The sequence below is a fragment of the Fluctibacter corallii genome (genome assembly GCF_025751585.1).
GTDB classification, from domain to species: Bacteria; Pseudomonadota; Gammaproteobacteria; order Enterobacterales; family Alteromonadaceae; genus Fluctibacter_A; species Fluctibacter_A corallii.
On record NZ_JAOWKX010000008.1, the window covers coordinates 99,179 to 123,258 of the forward strand.

A 24,080-nucleotide genomic window follows, 5' to 3' on the forward strand; every position below is an offset into this window, starting at 1 on the left:
GATAGATTTATGTTTTGATATGGTTATGATAGAAAGGGTTAAATAACGTGATAATTTAGATTAGTAGTACGGTCGTCACATTAAAAATTTGGGAACGAACATGCTGACGAATACGCTGGCACAAAATTTTTTCAGCTACTTTGAAGTAGTCATCGCGGACACCAAGGATCTTCGCGAAGAGTCTTATCGCATTCGACACAATGTGTACTCTCAAGAGCTAGGGTGGGAACCGACTACAGAGTCGGGTTTTGAAACAGATGAGTGCGATGGATACGCCATACCACTTTTACTGAAGCACAAAACTTCAGGGCAGTTTGCTGGCACTGTCAGACTGGTCGTACCACCAAAAGACCAATTAGAAAAACAACTCCCATTTGAACTTCATTGCATAGAATCTGTTAGAAAAGATCTGGTTGACCCTAAACAATTAGAACGTGGCATGTTTGGAGAAATTTCACGCCTTGCTGTACCTGCTACCTTCAGAAAACGGAAAGGCGAGCAAGAGCAAGCGTTTATCATTAACGATATGCAGCACCCTCCCCCATTCACTGAAGATGAACGTCGCAACTTCCCCAATATTGCGATAGGCCTTTACTTATCGGTAATAGCAATGTGCGATTTGCTGGGACACTCCCATATGTTTGTGGTTGTGGAACCTCGGCTTGCTCGAAGATTGAGTCGATTAGGGATCAATTTTACCCAGGTAGGAAATGAACTTGATTACCATGGCATACGTGCGCTATTTGTTCTTGAGAGAGAAAACTTTTCATCAAAACTCAGCGTAGAAATGTTGGAAATGTACGTATTGGTTAAATCATCAATGCAGTCTCAAATGACCGCATTGAACATGCTGTAGCCTACTGATGTAACAACAAATCACTGTCAACGTAACAATAGGTGCCTATTATTGAAATAGTAAGTGAGTGAATGTTCACACTTAATGCTTTTCAGTAGCGCATCTGTCGTCTAATATGAGCTATTGGATTTTAAACACAACGAAAAGATGTCTATTTTCGAAATAATTAACAAGGGACTTTCCCAAGACTCTGAAGCAATCATTTTCGATGCGCCCGAGGCCACATTGAAATTTGGTCGTACCACATTTTCCGAGAATGTACATCTTGCTGCTGCGGTCACTGTTAAAAAACGCACGACAATCTCAACATTACTGAAATTAGCTAATGAACACCATTTTGCATTGTACCCGATTAGTACAGGGAACAATTGGGGATACGGTTCAATCGCAGAGTCCAAAGATAAGCCACGTGTTATAATAGACTTGTCTCAGTTGAAGGGCATTTACCCTGCCAGCAAAGAGCTTGGTTTAATCACTGTTGAACCAGGTGTAACCCAACAAGATTTGTTCGATTACTTAGCTCAAAATGATTGGCCATACATGACGCCCGTTACTGGGGCTGGCCCTAACTGCAGTATACTAAGCAACGCCCTAGAAAGGGGATACGGCATTACTCCCCACGCCATGCACTTTGATGCAGTAACGGCGATGAAAGTCTACCTACCTCATCCTGATTTATGCCATGAGGAAATGTCTTCTGCAATTTCAGAGCTTGATAAAAGCGGCAGTGATTTTATCGACAAAACCTTTAAACATGGTCTTGGGCCTGCGGTAGATGGCCTATTTACACAAAGTAATTTAGGCATTGTCACTGAATGTACTATACGTTTAGCCAAAAGAAGAAGTTTTAGCTCTTTCTACTTGCGTTGCTTTGATAAACAAGGCCTGCCCAAGTTGGTTAACTTTATTCATCAGGTACTGCAAGAATTTGAAGGCGTGGTCGGTTCCATTAACTTAATGGATAAAAATCGAGTTATCTCTATGACAGCTGACAATCCCAATCCAGCTGACATTCACAGAGTGATGACCTCTGAACAGGTTTCGAAGATTGAAAAAGAACACGGCACCCCAGAATGGATGATAATCGGTACTATATACGGGAATAAACGTGTCGTTGATGCCTCTGAAAAAGAAATTAAAAAAATGGCTCGAGGTACGGGCAGTATTATTTTCTCATCATCCCCTTTACTCAGTTTAGCTAATCAACTCACAAAAGCGCCTTTTTTAAAATCATTATCCGTAGTTAAAAAGGTGAAAGGCCAGCTCGATGCGCTTGAAGAAGGCCAAGAGCTGATGTTGGGCAAACCAAACCAGTTAGCGCTTAAACTCGCTTACTGGCGTAATGCGTATTGCACACCAGACAAGACAAAATCACTGTTACCCGACAAAGATAAATGCGGGCTATTGTGGTATGCGCCCTTGATTCCAATGTGCGCCGATAAAATTGACGAATATGTCGCAATGATCCGCGACATTACGCCTAAGTACGGCGTTGAGCCACTGATTACCTTTACCAATTTACGCCATGATTGCATTGACTCAACTGTTCCCATTTTATTCAATCTTGAGGATCCAGAAGCGGTAGACCAATCCAAAGCCTGTTTAGAGGAATTAGTGAGCGTAGGCAGACAGAAAGGCTTTGTTCCCTATCGCCTCAATATTGAACAACAAGCTTCGCTGCTCGATAAAAACGCTATTTACTGGCAGGCAGTGGATAACATCAAATCCTCGCTTGATCCAAACAGAATAATTAGTCCGGGAAGATACAATCCTCGATAGCGGCTGTCTGCGGTATACCTCTCAGAAGAGATAGATATTCACCAATAAATAAAAAGCCGGCAAAAGAAGCCGGCTTTTTTAAGATTGGTGTAACATCACAAATAATGATTTACATTTCAAACTTATCTTTAAAGAAGTAGACCACCTTGTTGCGTGATTTCCATGCCGCCCAACGGTTTGGCGCGAGTGTCACTTCTCCGCCCGCCCCTTGATTAGCGAAAGGATCAACAACAACCCATTTAGGTTCTAGGCGATCCCAAGCATGCTGTGCGCCCCAGTAATATTTCACATCAACATATTGCTTGTCTGAAGGCTGTAGCCCATCTACCAAATTTTGGCAGCTATCTGGAGCGTCATATCCATCTAGTTGACCAGCTTGAATAAGCACAGGCGCACCAGTTAGATTCTCAAATGCAAACTCTGGGATCACACTATATGCCCAACAAACCGGGTAATGCGCAATATGCGCAGCAAAACGGTACTCACCACCGAACATCGAAGCATACTGTTCAGTAGCAGACAACATGGTTAATGCTCCTCCCCAAGAAAAGCCCATTACACCAATTTTGTCAGGGTCAATCTCAGAACGGTTAGATAAAAATTTCAACGCAGCAAACGTATCTGCAAGGGTTTCATGCACAGTTTCAGGTCTGTCTCCGCTTCCGCCTGACAAGCCTCTTGCCCCCCACATATCGATTTCCAAGGTTGCGATTCCCACCTTATTTAATGCTTCAATGTAGAGGCGGCCCGTGCTATCGATGCCCGCGGAATTGTGAAGTACCAAAACAGCAGGGATTTTTTGCTCTTCGTATCCGCGCGGAACGCGAAGCTCTCCAGCAAGCGTCAACGTTTGTTCACCAGACTGAACTGGCATCGTAACGAGATTAGTATAGGGAAGCTGTTTTCTCTCAATCTTTAGACCAAAAGCAGCAGCGTTAAATGACATTAATAAGAATAAAACTAACGTAAGTCTCATTTACAAATCCTTCTAAAACGGTTCCAAATAGAGTGTATTTATTTGATTTATTGACTATGAATGTATCGTGTAACCCTCTTCTAACGCGGGGCTTTTTCGCTAACCAATGTATCAGTTTGCGTAAAAAAATCTAGAAAAAATAAACCCTCCAAAAGGAGGGTTTATTCAAATTGCTTGCTATTAAAGGTGTAGTCCCTTAACTATCAAACCTTATTTTTGTTTGCGACGGCGTAAACCTGCTAGTCCCATCAGACCAAGGCCCATCACAGCTAGTGTGCCTGGTTCAGGAATACTGTCACCCGCTAGGTCACCAGAACCTGCAGCGAAGAAAGAACCGTTTTTAAAGATAGCATCTGCGTTATAGAAGATATCTGAGAAACCACCAGCTGAATTCTGAATAGTATTAGTATCCATGTTGCTCGCAGCAGGGCCGCCAACCGCAGACAATGCAAGTTGAAGGTTACCACCTACATAGCTAGATGTGCCACTTGATGCTGCAAACGTTACTTCGTCTACTGCTAGCTTAAGCCAAGACGTACCAGTACCAGAAAACTGTTGGTTAATGTCTGCGCCCGTTTCAACAAAGAACTCTACGAATGCGCCGCCAACTGCGATATCGAAACCGCCGAAGCCGTCAGCCAAAAGGCCAGAGAACTTGAACGTTAGCTCACAGCCAACACAAAAACCGGTAGAACCTGCTTCTGGGTCAGTTAGACCGTTGAAGTAGTTCATAAAGCCAACTGCTTGAAGCTCATCACCAGCATCAACAGCAGCAGGATCAATTGCGTTGCCAGCATTGATTGTGCCAGCGTCAGCTGAGTCTACAAACCATTGGTTGAAGCTAATTTTCTGTACTAGATCAGCTTCGCCTGGAGTGAACATATTTGGTGTACGAACGTACTCAGGATCCCAAGTAACACCGCCAACATTGATAGTTGAAGCTTCAGCAACAGAAGCACCCAAAGACAATAACGTGGCAGCAAAAAGCGTTTTATTCATTTTCATAACAACTACCTCTAAACTTCTACATCTATATTTGTACATCCGAATACATCAACTTATATAGCAAGCATCTTCGGGTGTAATTTGTAAATTCCACAGAACAAAAGCAATCAATGTGCCAACACAAAAATATATTCACTTTAACCTTATAAAACATACACTTAACTATAATCAACACTCAATAACACATGGTAATATTTTTACCTAAGTAAAAAATTCTGACAGGTAATTGGCTACACTATCGACACAATGCGACACATCAGACATAACTCACTGCATCTAAATGCATCCCTACCCTTGCTAAGACAAAATACGACTAACTGAACATGACTCATCACTTCATACTTTATCTATTGCAGCTAAAGCTTGAATCAATTGATTTCGTCAGCTTTCTTTACATTCTTAAAAGGCGATTTATTGCGGTCAATATTTTAACCAATACTTTCAAGCACTTATGAAAGGTTAGTTTTTGGCCCATAACATGCTTAATACGATAGTGAAGTAGCTGTTGCTGTAGAAGTGAAAATTCTCAATATTTTTTAAGGAAAATGGAATGAAACTTATTCGCAATATCTTTGCAATGGCAGTATTAGGTACCGCTGGTGTTGCCAACGCATCTTTAATAGATGTTGGTGGCGTAACCTGGGATCCTTCTTATGTTCGTCCGGCCTCTCCTCCTTTTGTCAGCGAAGAGACCGATCTCATTCAAAAAATTAGCTTTAACCAATGGTTTGTCGATTCGGCAGACGCAGGAACTATCGATACATCTAAAGCAATTTCTCCAGCTGCTGTGACTGCGGGAGATGAACTGCAAGCGATAGGGACGATGACCTACTTCAATGGGCTTGTTGACCCAGAAGCATTTCCAGGCCCTGTAGGGTTTTGTATTGGATGTGAAGTTACGTTCCGCTTCACAGGCCTTCTGGCCGATGGTCTTGGTGGGTTTACAACTGCCGTAGGTGGTGCTTTCGTAGAATTCTTTGTAGAAACCGCTGGTGACGTTGATCAGTTGTATTCCGGCACAGGCGTACCTTGGTTAACACTGGAAGTCGATGAAATTACCTTCAACGCTGATAACCCAACATCTGGAAGCGAATACAATGGCGGTAACATTCAATTGGCACTGTCTGCTGTAGGCGGACCAGCTGCAAGTAACTTTGATACCAATACCATCACTAATGCGTCGGGTGGTTTGTCAGATGTATTTTATAACGCAGATGCGATTTTTGATGTTGCCAATGGTAACTTCTTTGCTGCGGGAACGGGTGATCTGGTAGGCGATACCATTCCCGAACCTGGAAGCATTGCAGTATTGGGTCTTGGACTGTTAGCACTCGCCGGAATAAGACGCAAAAAGCGTGGCTAACAAATAGACCTATATGCTTTATATTTTCAACATGTGAAGTCTCCCTAAATAGTCCGAAAGGCTCAACCGCTAACTTGAGCCTTTTTTATTTAAGTAAAACCCCTTCCCTCAACAACCATAATTTAACCTTACGCTCACCTTTGATTACATTAAATACTCGCGCATACAGCTTTTTAAATTTTTGTAATAGGCAACTTAGATAAAACCCAAAGGTTTAATATATTACCTATGTCAAAATACTTTACATCGCAAAAATAAGATGTAGCAATTAGGATACAGAGTCACTAAATATCAATGGGTTACAAATGTCTTATACATGGCACGTCTAATGCAGTCAGTAACTATGTAGTATCTCTAGCTGTAGCAGTTTATTTTTTATTAATAAGGATATAGAAAATGAAACTTACAAGAAGTGTATGTGCTTTAGCTTTATTAGGTACCGCAAGTTTTGCCAACGCGTCTATGATCAATGTTGGCGGTGTCACGTGGGATCCCTCTTATCAACGCCCGGCTTCACCTCCTTTTATTAGCGATGAAACCGATTTAATTCAAAAAGTCCAATTTAGTCAGTGGTTCGTCGATGCGGCCGATGCGGGCACAACAGATACCTCAAAGGTTATTTCACCCGATGCAGTCACTGCTGGAGACGAGTTGCAGGCAGTAGGGTCAATGACCTATTTTAATGGCTTAACCGATCCTGAAGTATTTCCCGGTCCAATCGGTTTTTGTTTAGGTTGTGAAGTCACCTTTCGCTCTACAGGCTTACTTGCTGACGGACTGGGTGGGTTCACAACCGCCGTGGGAGGTGCATTTTTAGAGTTTTTCGTAGAAACAGGCGCAGACGTCGACCAAATGTACAGTGGTACTGGAACACCTTGGTTGACACTTGCCGTTGATGAAGTAACGTTTTCTGCAAGAGACTCAACAGCAGGAAACGAGTATAGAGGAGGTAATATCCAACTCGCTCTTTCAGCCGTTGGCGGACCAGCAGCCCAGTACATGGATACCAACACCATATCAAACAGCAATGGTGGGTTTTCAGATATTTTTTACAATGCAGATGCCATATTCAATATGCAAAACGGTAATTATTTTGCTTCAGGAACAGCTGATTTAGTCGGCGACACGATACCTGAACCCAGCGCGTTAGCATTGTTCATGTTGGGGATGCTCGCATTACTTGCTCAATACTCACCCTCTCGATTGAAGAGGCGGTAATAAGACACTAAATATTCAAGGCTTAATGATGGTAGTTAAGCCTTTTATCTTCTTGATTTACTGAATCCACTGAGCCCAGCTCAAGTGTAAAGAAGATCGCTCCAATGTCGATATTTTTTACACATCTTATCCGGTTAATTTTATCACCATTCATCATTACTTTATATTTCATGCACTTAGCATATTTTCTTGCACTGGCATGTATAATGCTTAATCAATTATGGAAAGTATCTTGTGCTGTAATACTTAATTTCTCATTTATGTTTTTAAAGGAAGATTTAAATGAAACTAGTAAATAAAGCTCTTGCACTAGCAGTATTAGGTACCTCTGGTTTCGCTAATGCATCAATGATTGATGTGGGTGGTGTAACTTGGGATCCTTCTTATGTACGTCCTGCATCTCCTCCGTTCGTGAGTGAAGAAACAGATCTTGTTCAGAAAATTAGCTTCAACCAATGGTTCGTAGATTCTGCCAACGCTGGCACAATTGATACCGCTAATGCTATTTCTCCGGCAGCAGTAGCCGCTGGCGATGAGTTGCAGGCCGTTGGTACAATGACCTATTTCAACGGATTAACAGATCCTGAAGCCTTCCCTGGCCCCGTGGGCTTTTGTATCGGCTGTGAGGTCACATTCCGATTCACAGGGTTGCTGGCAGATGGCTTAGGTGGATTCACCACAGCAGTAGGTGGCGCATTCGTTGAGTTCTTCGTAGAAACAGCAGGCGATGTCGATCAACTTTATACGGGTACAGGCACTCCGTGGCTAACTCTTGAGGTAGACGAAATTACCTTTAATGCAGATGACTCTACGGCAGGCAACGAATATAACGGTGGTAACCTTCAGTTGGCGCTATCTGCTGTAGGTGGACCTGCTGCAAGCAACTTCGACACAAACACCATAGCCAACGGTGCTGGTGGTTTTTCTGACATTTTCTACAATGCTGATGCGATCTTCGATGTATTAAACGGTAACAATTTTGCCGCAGGTACAGGTGACTTGGTCGGCGACACCATCCCTGAACCAGGCAGTGTCGCTGTCTTAGGGTTAGGACTTTTAACGCTTGCAGGAATTAGACGCCGTAAGCAGAAGTAAATTGAGAAATTACAGCCAAGACTTCCATTCTGGTCTCATTTAAGCTGTTGGATTAGAGAAATAAAGAAAGGCTCAACACACGTTGAGCCTTTTTTGATTCAGTTTGAATCCATTACGAAACCAATCCTTCCGTAATTAGCTTTCCTCAATATTACATACGCTTTTTCAACTCTTCCCACTTAGCACGTAAATCCGTTCGCGTAGGAGAAATGCTATTTAGAACTTGCTCAGCTTTTCTGGCATTTCCAGCTTCTAACAATACCTCAGCATAATGCATTGCAATATCTTCCGACTCAGGAAACGCACTATACGCATCACCAATATTTTTAAGTGCATTTGGAAGATCACCGCTTTTGTATTGAATCCAGCCTAATGTATCTTTTAGCGGAGGGATATTTGGTCTGATATTTACGGCTTTTTGAGCCAACGCTTTTGCATCGCTCAAATTGCCACTTTCTAATTCAATCATTGCAAGGTTGTTCATAGCAATGAAGTTATCAGCCGTTTCCTCCATCGCTTTTTGATAGTACTTTCTAGCGTTGGCGTAATCTTTTGCATTAGCATAAAACTCTGCCATCGTATGGTCTACGCCAGAGGTATCTGACAGCTTTTTATACTCTGTCTCAAGAACAATGGCTGCGTCTTCAAATTTATTCTGTGCTGCCAGTGTTTTTGTATAAGATAAAGCTGTTGCAAATGTAGGGAATTCTTCGTAGTAACGCTTAAGGAGTGGCGCAGCCTCATCAAACTGCCCTAACTTGTAAAGCAACTCCCCTTCATAACGCTGCTGAGCTAGCGTCGGCTCAGTCGTTTCTTTCAGTGTTTTTAATACGTTTTCAGCTTCATCTAAACGATTCAGTTCAGTGAGTAACGCAAGTCGAATAATGTCAAATTGACTCCCGCCTACAAACTTCTCAGATGCTTGCGTAGCCAACTCGTACGCCGTATCGTAATTTTCTGTTACCTGATTAATACCAATAAGGCGAAGCCACGTCATTGGATTGTCGGGATTCTTATTTTTCCACTTAGTAAAAACATCAGCGGCTTGTTTGTGCTGCTCTTGCTCGAGATAGGCATCTCCTAGCGTCATATAGCCAAAGTCAGTTAATGTTGGCAATGCAGACAGTGTTTCAATAGTCATACCTATCTGGCCGGCCGCTTTGTAAGCGATAGCCAAAGCCACAGGCGCATTCGTTGCTTCTGGTACTTCTTTTGCGTACGAATCTAAAAACTGAATAGTTGAATTCAACGCCTGATCACCGACTCGGTTGGCCATTCTTACCATACCAAGGAAAATACGCATGTCATTACTATGGTGAGACAGCGCGCTATCTATCTGCTTTTTACCTGCTTCGAAATCTTGTTTCTGCGTGTAGTAACTAATGGATAATAAGTTCGCGCCCAAATGAGCCGGATCAAGTTCAAGCACCTTCAACCACGTGCTATGCGCTTTTTCAATATCTTCTGTTCGCCAATAGATAACGCCCTCTAGCACAAGCCCTTCAATCGGCGCAGACTCTTGCCATTCTTTAGCGATGGTTAGCGCTTCTTCAATTTTACCCTGCTCAACGTAAGAATATGCGATAGGCACACGTGCATTAGCAAAATCTTCACTTTGCTCCATTGCTTTGGTCAAATCGGCGATACCCGTCTCATCGTCATTCGCAATCTTTAATAGCCCTAAACGTAGATATGCCTCAGCATCGTTCTCACCTGCACTTTTCGCTTGATTTAGTAGCTTTTCGGCGGTGGCTGTTTCGCCCTTCATGGCGAAATACATGCCCGCGTCGCTCAATAATTCAGGCGCAATTTCAGCCATATTATCAAACTGTGCGAAAGTGGCTTTTGCTTCAGTTAAATAGCCAAGGGCCATTTGTACTCGAGCCAGTAAGCTTTTAGCCACAAGATTAAGTGGAGGGAGACGATCTGCCCTCATCAAATATTTATGTGCAACCTCGAGCTGCTCCAGCTTAAATGCACTTGCCCCAGCAATCACATTGGCTTTTTTCGTTGAGAGGCCGTTGAATATGGCTTTTTCGGCTTTTTGGAGAGCTTCACTGTATTCTTCTTTACGGAAGTGAATCTCTGACATCAATAAATTGCCATATGGGCTATCTTTATTCACTTTTAATATCGATGCAGCCGTTTTTGTTGCGCCAGCTAAATCTTCCGTATCAAGTTGCTCTTCAAGTAGCTTGTACTTCACAAAATGAATAAATGGACGCTCTTCAACTAAGGTTTTAAAGTGCGAGATAGCATTTTCATGTTCATCTAATTTCGCATAGGTCAGACCTTTCAAAAGGTGAGTGAGAACAAAGTAGTCATTTTGCTCTGGAATTTGAGCAAGAACACTGAGCACTTGGTCATAGTCGTCTTTGGCATAAGCCGAAAATGCGTCTGCGATGCTTTTGTCCTGCGCATTTAATTCGTCTGGTACAGCTATTTCTTGCCCCGCGTTCAAAAAGCTGTCGGCCAAAAATGCAAATAACATCAATCGGCTTTCACTGTCTGAACCTTTTGGCAAGGCATGCTCTTTTTTCAGTTGTAATACAGACTCGAAATCTTGAACGTAGAAGTGCATTGTCGCTAGTGTCGGCACAATAGCGCTAGGTTCACCTCCCAACGTCAATGCTCGGCTAAGTTCTTTTTGCGCGCCGTTATAATTACCTAACTCAAAATACACGTTGCCTAACATTTCTCTCGCGGCAAGATCATCTGGCGAGCTTTTTATTGCATTCTTAAGTTCAATGACAGCGGCTTGCCGATTACCTTCAGCGTAAAACTTTTCCGCCTCTGCGATGTGCTCTTCCGTAGAAACCGGCGAACATGCAGCCAAAAATACACTGACACTGGCAGCCACGAGCGATTTTTTGCTAAACATTTTTTTCATATTCTTTCCCTAGTGTAGCGAGGCGGAAACCTCTTTATATTTTAGTTCTGCGTAAAGATACCGCAGCTATCCACTACGATTTTACTATTTACATCTCGCTGAGAAATATCTTTAAACTGTTTATGCCCCACCAAAATAGCTAAAACATTTGCACTTTCCAGTGCCTCCTCCAACGAAACCAACTTAAAACCACTATTGGCCAGATTGTCTGGTAGAAATGAAATATTTGGCTCAACCACCAATACTTCACCAATATTTCTATCTACAAGCTGTTTGGCTATGCTCAATGCTGGGCTTTCGCGGAGATCATCAATATCAGGTTTGAATGCCAACCCTAGACAAGCAATGACTGGCCGTTTAAATTCATCGGCGGCTTTTTCCACCTGACCAATAACGTAATTGGGCTTGCCATCGTTAATTTCTCTGGCTGTTTTGATAATTTTGGCATTTTCTGGCGCACTATCAACAATAAACCAAGGATCCACAGCGATACAATGACCGCCAACCCCCGGGCCAGGGTTTAAAATATTCACCCGAGGATGTCGGTTTGCAAGCTGAATGAGCTCCCATACATTGATGTTGAGTTGATCACAGATAATCGACAGCTCATTTGCAAATGCAATATTCACATCTCTAAATGAATTTTCTGTTAACTTTGCCATTTCTGCCGTTCGCGCATTCGTGACAATGCATTCACCTCTAACGAAAGTCTTATACAACGCGATAGCGGCATCGCTACACGACTTAGACATGCCGCCGATAATACGGTCGTTAGAGACAAGCTCTTCAAGCACACGGCCAGGTAAAACGCGTTCAGGACAGTGCGCAACGTACATATTTGGCTCACCACTTCCCACACCGGGAAAGCGTAAGTCAGGGCGAAGCGCTTGGAGCCATGAAGCAAGTTGCTCGGTTGCCCCTACTGGAGAGGTCGACTCTAATATGATCAGGTTGCCTTTTTCCAACACAGGGGCGATAGACTTCGCGGCTTCATGAATGTAAGTCAAATCTGGCTGTTTCCCTTCTTTAAATGGCGTAGGAACAGCGATCATAAATGCATCTGCTGGTTCTGGCGTCATAGAGGCTTTCAATTTCCCCATTGTTACCGCCGCCTGAACCACCATATCTAAATCAGGCTCAACAATGTGAACTTTTCCCTGATTAATGGTATCCACCGCTTTTTCAGACACATCAATACCAATAACATCAATACCACGAGAGGCAATGACAGCCGCTGTGGGTAAACCGATATAGCCTAACCCTATAACAGAAATCTTATCGAACATCTTACTCATCACCCGCCCCCGTAATTATGCGCGCAATACGCTGACAGGCTTTTCCATCACCATAGGGGTTATGTGCCACCGACATACGTTGATATTCAGCCTCGTCTTCAAGCAGTCGTGTAGCTTCCTGAACTATTTTATGCTCGTCGGTGCCAACCAATTTCACCGTACCAGCTTCAACAGCTTCGGGACGTTCTGTCGTATCGCGCATAACAAGAACAGGCTTGCCCAATGAAGGCGCTTCTTCTTGCACACCACCAGAGTCCGTAAGAATAATATGAGCTTTGCTCATTAAGTAGACAAAAGGCAAATAGTCTTGAGGATCAATCAGAAACACGTTATCGACATCGTTTAATATACGGTTAACGGGCTCTTGTACGTTTGGATTTAAATGTACTGGGTATAAAACCTGAACATTCTCACGCTCGGATAACGTCTTGATTGCGCGGCAAATATTTTCGAAGCCGCCACCAAAGCTTTCTCGACGATGGCCTGTAACCAAGATGAGTTTTTTATTGTCATCCAGAAAATCAAACTTGCTCGACAATGCGTTGTTCAGCGCTTTATCTTGTTTGATTTTATCAACAACGTTAACGAGCGCATCAATCACTGTATTTCCTGTTACTGAGATAGATTCAGGTGCGGTGTTTTCCGCTAGCAAGTTATTCTTTGCCTTGTCAGTGGGAGCAAAATGAAACTTGGTCAGGGCTCCTGTTAAACGGCGATTAATTTCTTCAGGCCATGGGCTGTAAATATCACCTGTACGCAATCCAGCTTCAACATGCCCTACTGGTACTTGCTGATAAAACGCAGCTAATGAGGCTGCAAACGTCGTGGTGGTATCGCCATGCACAAGAATGAGATCTGGCTTCGCTTCTTTAATAACATCACGCAAGCCAAGCAGTGCTTTGGTAGTAATATCATACAAATCTTGTCCTGGCTTCATGAGATCTAAGTCATACTCGGGTGTCAGATCAAACAAAGACAATACTTGGTCTAACATTTCACGATGTTGAGCGGTCACGCACACTTTGACATTTAATGCAGTGTGCTTTTTTAACTCTATCGCCAAGGGCGCCATTTTTATTGCTTCTGGCCGCGTTCCGAACACCAATAATATATTTTGCATTCCCGTTATCCTTTACTTAAACCAGCCGCTATACTTTTTCTTCAACAAATTCGCTTAGAGCACCAAAGTTTTCAAAGATATCTGCACTGATTTCGTCATCGTCTATTTCAATGCCAAAGGTTTCTTCAATCGCTGTAAGTACGGTTACTACGGCCATAGAGTCAAATTCAGGTATCGCTCCCAAAAGCGCAGTTTCCTCGTCAAACTCCATGTCACTTGGAAGCTGTAGTACATCAATTAAAATTTCTTTTACCTGAGCAGCTGTATTCATTCTCTCACTACCTGTATGATATTTGTTTTATTTTGAATGGACTCACCTGTCTTCGGCCACACGCACCGAGTGGCTGCGCCAGACAGAATGTCGCTTAATCGTCAATGTGAGTATTGTTCCATTATTTATTGAATTAAGAAACAGTTACTGAGCACTTTAAAGAGATAAGTAGAAAAAATGTTAACATTCTTAGATCATCTGGCTAGCGAAGCTGCAATAAAATGGCCTGAACGCACTGCATTCGTACATAAAAAGACAGAATTGTCTTTTGAAGAATTCAACCAAAATGTCGATACGATGGCGCGCAAGTTTGCTGATTTGGGATTACAAAAAGGCGATCGTGTTGCCATTTTTCTACCAAAGCAACATGAAACAGTCACTGCCGTTTTTGCTGCTAGCCGTGCAAATGGCGTTTTTGTACCTGTCAATTCGGTGTTAAAAGCGCCGCAAGTAAAACATATTTTAAATGACTGTGATGTAAACGTTCTGGTAACCAGTAGCGACCGTTTAAAAGCCATTGGTGAAGAGCTCAAAGCCTGCCCCGCTTTGAAGCATATCGTGCTTGTGGATAAACTGCCCAAAACGCCTTATGAAGAAAAAGATACGCACTTGGCAAGCGATATTCAGAAAAGCCCCATCGAACCAGTTTATCGTGTTGATAACGACGTTGCGGCAATCCTTTACACCTCTGGCAGCACCGGCAAACCGAAGGGCGTAGTGTTGTCTCACCGTAACCTACTTGCTGGGGCAGAAAGCGTAGCAGACTATCTGAACAACACATCAGATGATGTCATTCTTGCCCTCTTACCACTAAGTTTTGACTATGGTTTATCTCAAATCACGACGTCTTTACTTGTTGGCGCTAAGTGTATTTTGATGGATTACTTCCTCGCAGGTGATGTCGTCAAAACAATGGCAACACATAAAGTAACAGGGTTAGCTGCTGTACCGCCGCTATATCAGCAACTGATGAAAGCCAATTGGAATGAGGAAGCGACACAAGCAGTGCGTTACTTCACCAATTCAGGTGGCGCGATGCCACTTGTATTGCTGAAAAATCTGCGTGACACTTTCTCTCATGCTTCGCCCTTCCTTATGTATGGTTTAACCGAAGCGTTTAGAAGCACTTACCTCGATCCGAAAGACATTGATCGTAAACCCGGTTCAATGGGTAAAGCGATTCCTAACGCGCAAATCATGGTCATTAACGAGCAGGGGCAAGAGTGTGAAGCCGGTGAAATTGGCGAACTTGTGCACCGCGGCCCTCATGTTAGCTTGGGCTATTGGAACGATGAGGCCAAAACTGCAGAAAGATTTAAGCCTGTCCCAGTTAAACAGGAAGGATTAGTGCTCACTGAGATGGCCGTTTGGTCTGGAGATCAAGTTAAACGAGACGAAGAAGGCTTTCTGTTCTTTGTAGGCCGCAATGATGAAATGATTAAAACATCAGGCTATCGCGTGAGCCCGATGGAAGTTGAAGAAGCCTGCTACCAAGGAGCTGAAGAAGTCGCAGAAGCGGTAGCCTGCGGTGTAAACGACAATGAATTAGGTCAGGCTATTGTTGTCCTTTTAGTACTGAAAGAGGGCATAGACTTCGACGAAAAAGTCATGTTAGCAAAAATCAAAAAAGCACTGCCTAACTTTATGCACCCTAAGTACCTTGAAATACGTAGTGATCTGCCAAGAAACCCCAATGGCAAAGTAGACAGAAGTAATCTAGCTAAAGAAGTAAGGAATAAGTACGCTCATGGTTAAGCAAGCTCCCATTCATGCGCCGATGACGCAATTTGATGTAGTGAATGATCAGCTTTTGGTTGGTGGAAAGACCCTTGATCAAATTGCCTCCATCATGGGTAAAGAGGTATTTTATGCCTACGACCAACAGGTGATTCGTTCACAAGTCGCACAATTTAAATCGGCAATACCTGAGCAAATAAAACTGCACTACGCCATTAAAGCCAACCCTTATCCACCGTTGGTTCAAGCGATGAAAGACTGGGTTGACGGATTCGATGTGGCATCGCAAAAAGAGATGCTTATCGCATTACAAACTGGAATGCCTATTAAAGACATCAGCTTTGCAGGCCCTAGCAAACAGCTGTCTGAAATTGAAGCTGCCGTAGTTGCAGGCGTGACGTTGCATGTAGAATCAGAGTTAGAGCTATCTCGTGCTATTGATATTGGTACAAGGCTGGGTGAAAAACCCAAAATTGCATTTCGGGTTAACCCTGCCTTTGAATTAAAAGCCTCAGGCATGAAAATGGGGGGCGGCCCAAAACAGTTTGGTATTGATGAAGAAATTCTATTAGAACGATTGCCAGAGCTTAACTACAATGCGTTTGACTTACGAGGGTTTCATATTTTCTGGGGCTCACAAAACCTTAAAGCAGACGCTATTATTGATGCCCATAATAATACTTTCGCGTTAGCGCAAAAGCTGGTCGATGCAACTCCTGTTTCAGTAGAAACCATCAATTTAGGTGGCGGGTTTGGCATTCCATATTTTGCAGGTGAACAACGCCTTTCTCTAAATGATATTGGTGAAAACTTGCAAGGGCTATTATCACAATATCGCGACATAGCGAAGTCAGAATTGGTGATCGAACTAGGTCGCTACCTCGTGGGAGAATGCGGAATTTACGCAAGTAAAATCACTGACATAAAAACCTCCAGAGGCCACACATATTTAATGACCAACGGCGGGTTGCATCACCATTTATCGAACTCAGGCAATTTTGGGCAAGTTATTCGTAAAAACTACCCAGTCGCGATTGGCAACAAAATGTCAGATTCTCATGAAAAGCAAAAAGTGACGGCGGTGGGGCCATTATGTACGCCACTCGATACGCTAGCAGATAAGATGGAATTGAATAACCCTGTAATTGGCGATTGGTTAGTTGTGTTTCAGTCAGGCGCATATGGACCAACAGCAAGCCCGCAAGATTTTCTTGGGCACCCGCATGTTACAGAGATTTTACTTTAACTTTTAATTCAACCCGGTTACTAGCAATGGACACAAGAAGTACGTTTAAAGCAAGACTGGAAAATACGTTCGAGATTGCGCACGCAAATCATCAACCTATCTATTCAATGGAAGGAATTCGAGGGTTCGCCGTATTTCTTGTGTTTATTGTTCATTACTCTACGTTAATGGAACCGTGGCTTCATATTGATTCTTCTATGAATCAAATAAGCCATTATTTACGCCGAATAAGTAACTTAGGGGTAGACATATTTTTTGTACTTTGCGGCTACTTGATTTATGGCACATTATTGGGTCGAGACATTATTTTCAGGCCCTATCTAAAACGGCGAATAAAAAGAATATATCCCACGTTTATTGTCGTTCTTGCGCTTTATTTAGTGATTTCTTGGCTTATACCCTCTGCCTCAAAGTTACCTGACGCAGGCATTGACGCATTCTGGCTCATTCTACAAAATGTTTTGCTCTTGCCAGGCATGTTTGATATCCCAGCTATTATCACGGTTGCATGGTCACTAAGTTATGAAATGTTTTTCTATCTTGCTGTACCTTTGGTCATTCTATTACTGCGTATGAACCGAGTGAGCTCACCTCAAAGGATTGTGTGTCTGGCAGGTATCGCATGCGTTTCTCTAGTGTATTTCTCTGTGAACACGGAGTATGTACGCATGTTAATGTTTCTTTCCGGCATGATGTTATTCGAGGTACAAAAAACGAAACTCGCCAGATACAGCCAAGGACTCGGTTTACCCATGTTATTGCTGAGCTTTGGTGCGGTAATCGTATTACAGGAGTCAGCGCTAATGGGCTGGTGGTTGTATGCGTTTCTTTATTTTACTTTTATTGTTTTTTGCTTGGATTGTTTTAGCCAAAAAGGTATCGCTAATCGCCTGTTCAGCCGTAAATATCTCAGATGGTTTGGCAATATGAGCTATTCATACTATTTGTTGCATGGCCTCTGCTTGAATGCGTTCTTTATGGTGTTAGCGTATGCTTTACCGCCAAGTGCGACTCACAATAGCCTCTACTGGTTAGCTCTGCTTCCCGCCTTTATACTAACGCTTGTTCCTTCTGCGGCACTGTTTGTTTTTATCGAAAGACCCTTTTCTCTTGAAAGAAAACGATCTTTTACCGAGACATTACGCAACACGATTGGCAATACATCAACGCGTCGAGTCACGACCTAGTCGTGCTCATTGGCATACAACACCAACAAACAGAGCTAAAATATGACTAAAAGTGAGTATTAATCCACGAGAGCGTAGTGTGTTCTACTTCACTTCGCCATTGCAATGTTGAAAACGTGTGATTGGCTGTTGGCATTGTATGTTTGGTTAATTGTTTATCTGCCAACGCCTGCTGCCAACGTTTATCATCTTGCACTTTTTGCTCAAACTCAGCAGCGGTTAAATCATCACCACTTATCACCAGCAAAATAGGCGTATCTATTTTTTGCAAGCCAGCAAGCATATGCTCTATGTAGTTTTCTTGTGTTGAGACTTCAATTTCAGACACATCAGAAGACGTGCTACCAGAAGAGGAAAATGCAGCCAAGATATTTTTAGTAAAGCCCAGAAATGCACCTTTGATGTCCACATCCAGCTTAATGAGTTTCAACCAAAATTGCTTATCTTGAATTCGCTGCCAATAGTACTGTTTCACTAGAGTTTTGGCCTGACCTTGCTCAGAGCGAACCCAAGGGTTTAGCAACACCACACCAGCCACACAGTCTAATGGCTTGTTTTTAGCATAAATCAACGTCGAAGACGCAGCGTCACATAATCCCCACAATATCACTTTGCTGACACCTAATCGCTGCTGGCATTGCTTTATTGCTTCATCAATATCTTCAGTGACCGACAAGAAATCTGCATATTCACCATCGCTATCCCCCATTCCTGAATAATCAAAACGCATCGCAGGAATACCATTTGCAGCCAAATATCGAGCAAGGAGGACAAATTGCCGATGACTGCCCACTTTCGTTTGCGGTCCTCCGACAACAATCAATACGCCGACATTTTTGTTATTCTTACATGGATGAGTTATACCTGATAAGCACACATTATGTCGGTTGAATACAAAAGCAGACTCTTGCATTAGTGCGCCCCCTCTATTGTGTCATCTTCGGTCAGACGTCCGTCGGGAAAGTGGATATTCTGTTTTGTAAAATCAATCAAATCTGGCACTATCGCAATTTCCTGAGTAGACCAAAATGCAGCCCCCGCAACGGGCATAAGTTGCTTCATACTGTGATGCTCAAATGCTTTTGCACAACCGTTTGCGGTCGCGGGCGAAACCTGCTCACCTTTTCCGTTTACCTCATAAATAAATAACGGGCAATCATACAGCTCTTCAGGGAGTACCATTGACGAGGACTCTAAGCCAGAAATTAACTCATCACGCACAGTGTAACCCGCAACTTCAAGTGAGTCTTGTTGCGTCAATTGTGCACGCAACTGCTTGGCGGTAACTTTTTCGCCCTCACCTCGCATCATTTCACCCGCTAACTTTAAGCGCAAAAACTGTGTCACAAATAAGCTACCTTTAAATGTTGGATTCCAGTAATGGAGGCTTTTAATATTCTGCACCGTGCCTGCTTTAGGTTGTTCATTTAAGTAGGCGTTAAGCACTAAAGCGCCGGTACGAAGGCCGATAAAGTGTAACGCAGTAGATGGATAATCAGCACAAATATGCTCCACTACATCAGACAAGTTTTTCTGCCATATCTGCCAACTCGCATCACTAAAATCACCTTCGCTGTCTCCTGTGCCTAGGTAATCAAATAGAACACATAGGTCGCCTGAGGAAGCGAGAGCATTGCCCATCAACGCCATCATCTTTCTTGATTTATTCATTTCTTCGGCAAAAGGCGGTACAAAAATGACAATATTGTTTGGCGTTTTCCCCTCAGGGACAAAGCTTACCGTGTATAAATTTCCAGACGGCAGCGTAATAAAGGCAGGTTGGATTGGCATGTTTATTACATCACTCAGGCTAACAAAAAAGGTTTACAGGATAGATTAATTTAACAGAGGGAGATTAGGCGCAGCCTCAAGACCTGCACTTTCGCGAGATTTAAAGACCATATTGCCTGCTTCAAACGCGTCCTGCATATTACCAACAAATATATTTCCCTCTACCACAGGCTTAACACGTTGATGCTTTATATTTAACACTTGATTGGCATGACGATCCAGCACAAATATATTATCTTTTATCGTCACACTATTCATATCGTACTTGTAATCCTCAAGCCCATAACCCACAAGGTTCCAGTTAGATGTTTCAGTTCCTTGTTGCAATACAGACGCGATAATTTCTAGTTTGCCGCCATTTGGCACATCTACAAGACGGCTATCCTTGCCACTCAAGCTGGCTATAACGCTACGAATAATACGGGTTTCTTTGGCCCGTGATTTCACTTCATGCCCTTCCCCTTTTGACGACAAAAACTGACTGTCTTCAATGATCAATGTTCCGCCGCCCACGTAAATGCCATGCGCTCTTCCACCAGCACCGAGGCGCTCAAACCGACTATTTATAATATGCACAATACCAGGCTGCGCTCCTGTCAAAACGCCTTGCTGGCTATCATGAAAGTAGACATTGTCGAGGATAAGATGCTTTCCCTCCAATCTTACGCAGGCGCCATTTCGGTCACGCACCTGAATATTGAAGCACTCAATTTGCTTAATTAGCGTGTTTGTACCTTGTATAAGCAACGCGCCTTTGCCTTTGGTAGCTTTACCAAAAATTCTGGTGCCGGGTTCTCCAATAATCATCACATTGTCTGCTTTTAGAATCGCAGCGTCTTGATAGTCACCCGCACTTATTTTAATGATACTGCCGTCTTTGGCATGAGAAAACGCCTCTGAAAGTGATGGGTATAGTGTGCCATCTACATTTATTTCTTTCGCCAACACTGGCAATGCAAAGGTGAAAGAAACAAGTAGCACGACAAGCTTTACTGCAAGCCTGCCCAGTAGTTTGTAAATTCTCACACCATCCCCTTTATTGGCATTCAAAATACAGGTTCATTCTACGACCTTTACGCTGCAATTCAAATATTTGATGCGCTTAAGTCAATGTATTGATACCATTTACCTAACTACAAGATACTGAGTCTTGTGTCTTAGGAGCTCCATTCATAGGGGCTTAATTATATGGTCTTTTCAGGAGTTTCTCATCGATGCCTCCCGCTATCGTCATCGGTCTTTGCACACACGGATTAGCAATCTGTCGCTCTTTGTCAACGTTAAATATCGATGTTCATGCTGTCGATGCAAACCTATCGCTTCCAGGCGCTAAAACGAAAAAGGCTAAGGTGCATCAGATCGCATCTATCAATGATGAAAACTTAATTTCCAACTTAATAACATTTCATCAATCCCAAGGTTTTACAGACAAACCAGTTCTCTTCACAACGAATGATCGCATGGTTGAGGTACTTGCCTCAGGATGGCAAAAGCTCGCTCCACTCTATACGTTGAGTTGGTCTAAGCATGTTAATTTGGTTGCTAAATTGCAAAGAAAAGATGAGCTTGAGCGAGTGTGTGAACAAACAGGTTTAAACCATCCTAAGTCTGTGATTATTCCCACAGGCGTATCTCCTCAAAATGCGACGTCTTCTCTAAAAGAGCTGGGCTTTCCACTGATTATCAAGCCAGTTAAACCAATGTCGTCTTTTAAAGTAAAATTTATAAATAATGAAGACGAAACCATACAGCTAATTAAAGAACACAGCGATGCGCTGCCTTTCATAGCGCAGCAATGGATTGAAGGCAATGATCAAAGTTTAGTCTTTTGCTCTGGCTATTTCGAACATGGAAAAGCGATTAATCATTTTACTGGCCATAAACTTCTCTCACACCCCCCTACATTGGGACAAGGACTTGTCATGGCTCCTTATAATAACCCAGAGGTCAAACGCCAGACAGAAAAGTTCTTTGAAGGGACAGAATATACAGGGCCAGCCTCTGTTGAGTTTAAGGTCGCACCAGATGGAAAATTTTGGCTAATTGAGCCCAATATTGGTCGAACAGAATACAGCGTTGCATGTGCTATCTCCAATGGCGTCGAACTTATACATAGCGAGTATTTCTCTGCTATTGGGCAGCCTGTTGTCTCTCAGCACCAAAAAAACAGCCATGTATGGTTTGACAGTGAAAAGTCACCTGGGTGTTATTTCAGGATGGCTAAAAAAAGTAAATCGTTAAAAATTGGGAATAAAAAGCCAGTTTTTACTTTCTTTGACTTATCAGACTTACCCCCATTTTGGGAAAGTACAAAACAAAAAATAGTAAATAAATTAAAGAGGTAATGGTTAACATGTATAGGACAGAAAGGATTTCTGACATTGCAACATTTCAAACGAAACTAACTAAATTGCATATTACTTGCCCAAAAAGAAACGTTTTTCTAGGAGTGGCATGGCAATCGAATTTTATTGAAAATATCGTGTCAAAAGATAACTATAAATTCGTTGCAATTGCGCTATACAATGGTGACAGGCTTGTCGCTTTAGCTCCTTTTAAGCATGAAGCTGTGAAAGTTAAACCAACTACTCTTTATTCCCTATCCAACTACTATTCCCCCATTTACGACATCTTGTTTGATCAAGCCGCCATAACTCGCACCGATGCGTTTAAACAAATATTGAAATCTGAGTCCTCATTCTTTAGCCAATTCGATACTATAAACCTGCAACCACTATGCGAAAAAATTGCCGACGACCTATTGGTAGCCTGTCATCACTCTCATTTTCGTGCGAAACAGTATGATAAAACTGAAAACTGGACAATCACACTTGATTCGCAAGCTCCTGTCCAAAGCCATTTTTCATCCAAGATTAACAATACGGTTCGCCGCAAATCTAAAAAGCTAAGTAACACTGCATCATGTGAATACAAAATTTTCACTAAAACTGATCATACTCTTGATAAGGCTATTTCTGATTACGACACCGTGTATAAAGCAAGTTGGAAGAAAAACGAACCCTACCCTGAATTCATTGATAACTTCTTGAAAATAGCCGCAGGCGAAGGCTGGCTTAGAATGGGGATATTATATGTAAACGGACTCCCAGCAGCTGCTCAGGTGTGGTTTGTTGAAGGGAATGAAGCGTACATATTCAAGCTCGCATACGACCCCAAATATAAAACATTTTCAGTTGGCACCCTGCTAACAGCACATTTGTTTGAGCATGTATTTAATGAGGGAGTGACCGTAGTAGACTTTTTGACAGGTGATGATTCATATAAAAAAGATTGGATGAAAGATGTGTCCCACATGTCAGGATTACATTTAGCTAACAGACGTACTGTTTACGGACAAATTGAAATACTAAAATCTCGATTAGCTTCATTAATTAAGCAATGGCGAGCCGGTTAACCTGTTTTAGTTAACCATGTTTCTACAAGGCTAAGTTAAATAGGTTTAAACTCTGACGCCTTAAACAATTATGTTAATAGGCGTCATTATGAATAATGATTGGCGACGATAAATTTAAATTACCACGCCCCAGCCTCTATAAGACGTTGCTTTAGCCCAGGAAGGTTGTAACCCATCTCATATGCCTGAATTGCATACTCTTTTGCTTTATCTAATTTATTAAGTTCTAGATAGGCAAGCCCTAAATGGTAACTCATTTCAGAAGATTTTGGGCTAACGTTTTTCATTCCTTCTTCGAGAATATCGATCACCTTTTGATATTCTCCCTGGCGACTAAATAAAATACCTTTAATCACGTAACCACCAGAGTACCTAGGATGTGTGCTAATGGTAGAAGACGCCATCTTATGGGCTTCTTCTACATTGCCCATCTTATAGAACACGTTTGCTAATCTCACACCTATCAAGCCGTATAAATAGTGCTCTCTTGGCATTCTCGCATAGGTAAAGAAATACTCATATTTGGCTTGTTGCAATTTTCCACGGCTTTCCTCATGAATACCAGCACAGTAGTGGTGCAAAGCATACCACGCTTCATTTCCCACTTTATCACGCCACATTTTTACGGACTCCATAGACACTCGGTCCCGAAAAGGGCTTGATGATCCAGCTCCAGATACTACGTACCTCGCTTTACATAAAGGATTCCATACCAGCCACTCTGCCTCGGTGGGCGTGAAATCCAAAGCATGTGTGGGTGCGGCAATCAATGCGATAACAGCAGCACCAATCCAATGAGATAAACTATGTATTTTCGGTAGGTGAAACTTTCTCAC

20 protein-coding genes are annotated in these 24,080 nt (G+C 42.6%); 10 read left to right on the forward strand and 10 right to left on the reverse strand.

Annotated features, from left to right (window positions below; genetic code table 11):
• The first annotated feature begins 100 nt into the window (after nt 1-100).
• Together OE749_RS15060 and OE749_RS15065 are read left to right on the forward strand one after the other, a co-directional pair.
• Entirely contained in the window at nt 101-856 is a 756-nt protein-coding gene (locus tag OE749_RS15060) for a PEP-CTERM/exosortase system-associated acyltransferase (protein ID WP_263713303.1), read from the forward strand.
• 147 nt (nt 857-1,003) lie between these two features.
• Nucleotides 1,004-2,635, forward strand: a complete 1,632-nt coding sequence (locus OE749_RS15065; protein WP_263713304.1) for an FAD-binding oxidoreductase — start codon at nt 1,004-1,006, stop codon at nt 2,633-2,635.
• A gap of 109 nt (nt 2,636-2,744) precedes the next feature.
• On the opposite strand, the gene OE749_RS15070 is transcribed toward OE749_RS15065, so the two are convergent.
• Nucleotides 2,745-3,611, reverse strand: a complete 867-nt coding sequence (locus tag OE749_RS15070) for a dienelactone hydrolase family protein (protein ID WP_263713305.1) — start codon at nt 3,609-3,611, stop codon at nt 2,745-2,747.
• Nucleotides 3,612-3,821: 210 nt separating this feature from the next.
• A complete protein-coding gene (locus tag OE749_RS15075) occupies nt 3,822-4,616 on the reverse strand; it encodes a PEP-CTERM sorting domain-containing protein (RefSeq protein ID WP_263713306.1) in 795 nt (264 codons plus the stop codon).
• A 550-nt stretch (nt 4,617-5,166) separates the two neighbouring features.
• On the opposite strand from OE749_RS15075, the gene OE749_RS15080 reads away from it, so the two are divergent.
• The 3 genes from OE749_RS15080 to OE749_RS15090 all read left to right on the forward strand — a co-directional run bounded on the left by OE749_RS15080 (nt 5,167) and on the right by OE749_RS15090 (nt 8,292).
• Nucleotides 5,167-5,979, forward strand: coding sequence for a PEP-CTERM sorting domain-containing protein (locus OE749_RS15080; RefSeq protein ID WP_263713307.1), 813 nt, complete (start codon nt 5,167-5,169; stop codon nt 5,977-5,979).
• Nucleotides 5,980-6,375: 396 nt separating this feature from the next.
• A complete protein-coding gene (locus OE749_RS15085) occupies nt 6,376-7,197 on the forward strand; it encodes a PEP-CTERM sorting domain-containing protein (protein WP_263713308.1) in 822 nt (273 codons plus the stop codon).
• Nucleotides 7,198-7,479: 282 nt separating this feature from the next.
• Nucleotides 7,480-8,292 (forward strand): PEP-CTERM sorting domain-containing protein, encoded by an 813-nt coding sequence (locus OE749_RS15090; RefSeq protein ID WP_263713309.1) that lies wholly within the window; start codon nt 7,480-7,482, stop codon nt 8,290-8,292.
• A gap of 151 nt (nt 8,293-8,443) precedes the next feature.
• On the opposite strand, the gene prsT is transcribed toward OE749_RS15090, so the two are convergent.
• Genes prsT through OE749_RS15110 form a run of 4 tightly spaced genes read right to left on the reverse strand, consistent with a single transcriptional unit; the run spans nt 8,444 to nt 13,868 of the window.
• Nucleotides 8,444-11,182 (reverse strand): XrtA/PEP-CTERM system TPR-repeat protein PrsT, encoded by a 2,739-nt coding sequence (gene prsT / locus OE749_RS15095; RefSeq protein ID WP_263713310.1) that lies wholly within the window; start codon nt 11,180-11,182, stop codon nt 8,444-8,446.
• A 41-nt stretch (nt 11,183-11,223) separates the two neighbouring features.
• Complete coding sequence (gene wecC, locus OE749_RS15100) at nt 11,224-12,477, reverse strand: UDP-N-acetyl-D-mannosamine dehydrogenase (protein ID WP_318527889.1); 1,254 nt, start codon at nt 12,475-12,477, stop codon at nt 11,224-11,226.
• Nucleotides 12,470-13,597 (reverse strand): non-hydrolyzing UDP-N-acetylglucosamine 2-epimerase, encoded by a 1,128-nt coding sequence (gene wecB / locus OE749_RS15105; protein WP_263713311.1) that lies wholly within the window; start codon nt 13,595-13,597, stop codon nt 12,470-12,472. The genes wecC and wecB overlap by 8 nt, the downstream gene beginning before the upstream one ends.
• Before the next feature lie 28 nt (nt 13,598-13,625).
• Nucleotides 13,626-13,868, reverse strand: a complete 243-nt coding sequence (locus OE749_RS15110) for an acyl carrier protein (RefSeq protein ID WP_263713312.1) — start codon at nt 13,866-13,868, stop codon at nt 13,626-13,628.
• Nucleotides 13,869-14,045: 177 nt separating this feature from the next.
• Between OE749_RS15110 and OE749_RS15115 the strand changes: the two genes are divergently transcribed.
• Genes OE749_RS15115 through OE749_RS15125 form a run of 3 tightly spaced genes read left to right on the forward strand, consistent with a single transcriptional unit; the run spans nt 14,046 to nt 18,038 of the window.
• The gene (locus OE749_RS15115) at nt 14,046-15,623 is read left to right on the forward strand and encodes an acyl-CoA ligase (AMP-forming), exosortase A system-associated (protein ID WP_263713313.1); all 1,578 of its coding nucleotides are present in this window, start codon (nt 14,046-14,048) and stop codon (nt 15,621-15,623) included.
• The gene (locus tag OE749_RS15120; protein WP_263713314.1) at nt 15,616-16,851 is read left to right on the forward strand and encodes a pyridoxal-dependent decarboxylase, exosortase A system-associated; all 1,236 of its coding nucleotides are present in this window, start codon (nt 15,616-15,618) and stop codon (nt 16,849-16,851) included. Before OE749_RS15115 ends, OE749_RS15120 begins: the two co-directional genes overlap by 8 nt.
• A gap of 26 nt (nt 16,852-16,877) precedes the next feature.
• A complete protein-coding gene (locus tag OE749_RS15125) occupies nt 16,878-18,038 on the forward strand; it encodes an acyltransferase family protein (protein WP_263713315.1) in 1,161 nt (386 codons plus the stop codon).
• 46 nt (nt 18,039-18,084) lie between these two features.
• Here the strand turns inward: OE749_RS15125 and OE749_RS15130 are convergent, their stop codons facing one another.
• The 3 genes from OE749_RS15130 to OE749_RS15140 are packed head-to-tail and all read right to left on the reverse strand — an operon-like array spanning nt 18,085 to nt 20,855.
• Entirely contained in the window at nt 18,085-18,951 is an 867-nt protein-coding gene (locus OE749_RS15130) for a hydrolase 1, exosortase A system-associated (RefSeq protein WP_263713316.1), read from the reverse strand.
• Nucleotides 18,951-19,829 carry a serine aminopeptidase domain-containing protein gene (locus tag OE749_RS15135; protein ID WP_263713317.1) on the reverse strand — a complete coding sequence of 293 codons (879 nt, stop codon included), beginning with the start codon at nt 19,827-19,829 and terminating at the stop codon, nt 18,951-18,953. Before OE749_RS15135 ends, OE749_RS15130 begins: the two co-directional genes overlap by 1 nt.
• A 45-nt stretch (nt 19,830-19,874) precedes the next feature.
• Complete coding sequence (locus tag OE749_RS15140) at nt 19,875-20,855, reverse strand: hypothetical protein (RefSeq protein ID WP_263713318.1); 981 nt, start codon at nt 20,853-20,855, stop codon at nt 19,875-19,877.
• A 188-nt stretch (nt 20,856-21,043) separates the two neighbouring features.
• Between OE749_RS15140 and OE749_RS15145 the strand changes: the two genes are divergently transcribed.
• A complete protein-coding gene (locus OE749_RS15145; protein ID WP_263713319.1) occupies nt 21,044-22,174 on the forward strand; it encodes a carboxylate--amine ligase in 1,131 nt (376 codons plus the stop codon).
• Nucleotides 22,175-22,311: 137 nt separating this feature from the next.
• Complete coding sequence (locus OE749_RS15150) at nt 22,312-23,244, forward strand: GNAT family N-acetyltransferase (protein ID WP_263713320.1); 933 nt, start codon at nt 22,312-22,314, stop codon at nt 23,242-23,244.
• A 119-nt stretch (nt 23,245-23,363) separates the two neighbouring features.
• On the opposite strand, the gene OE749_RS15155 is transcribed toward OE749_RS15150, so the two are convergent.
• Entirely contained in the window at nt 23,364-24,080 is a 717-nt protein-coding gene (locus OE749_RS15155) for a tetratricopeptide repeat protein (RefSeq protein WP_263713321.1), read from the reverse strand.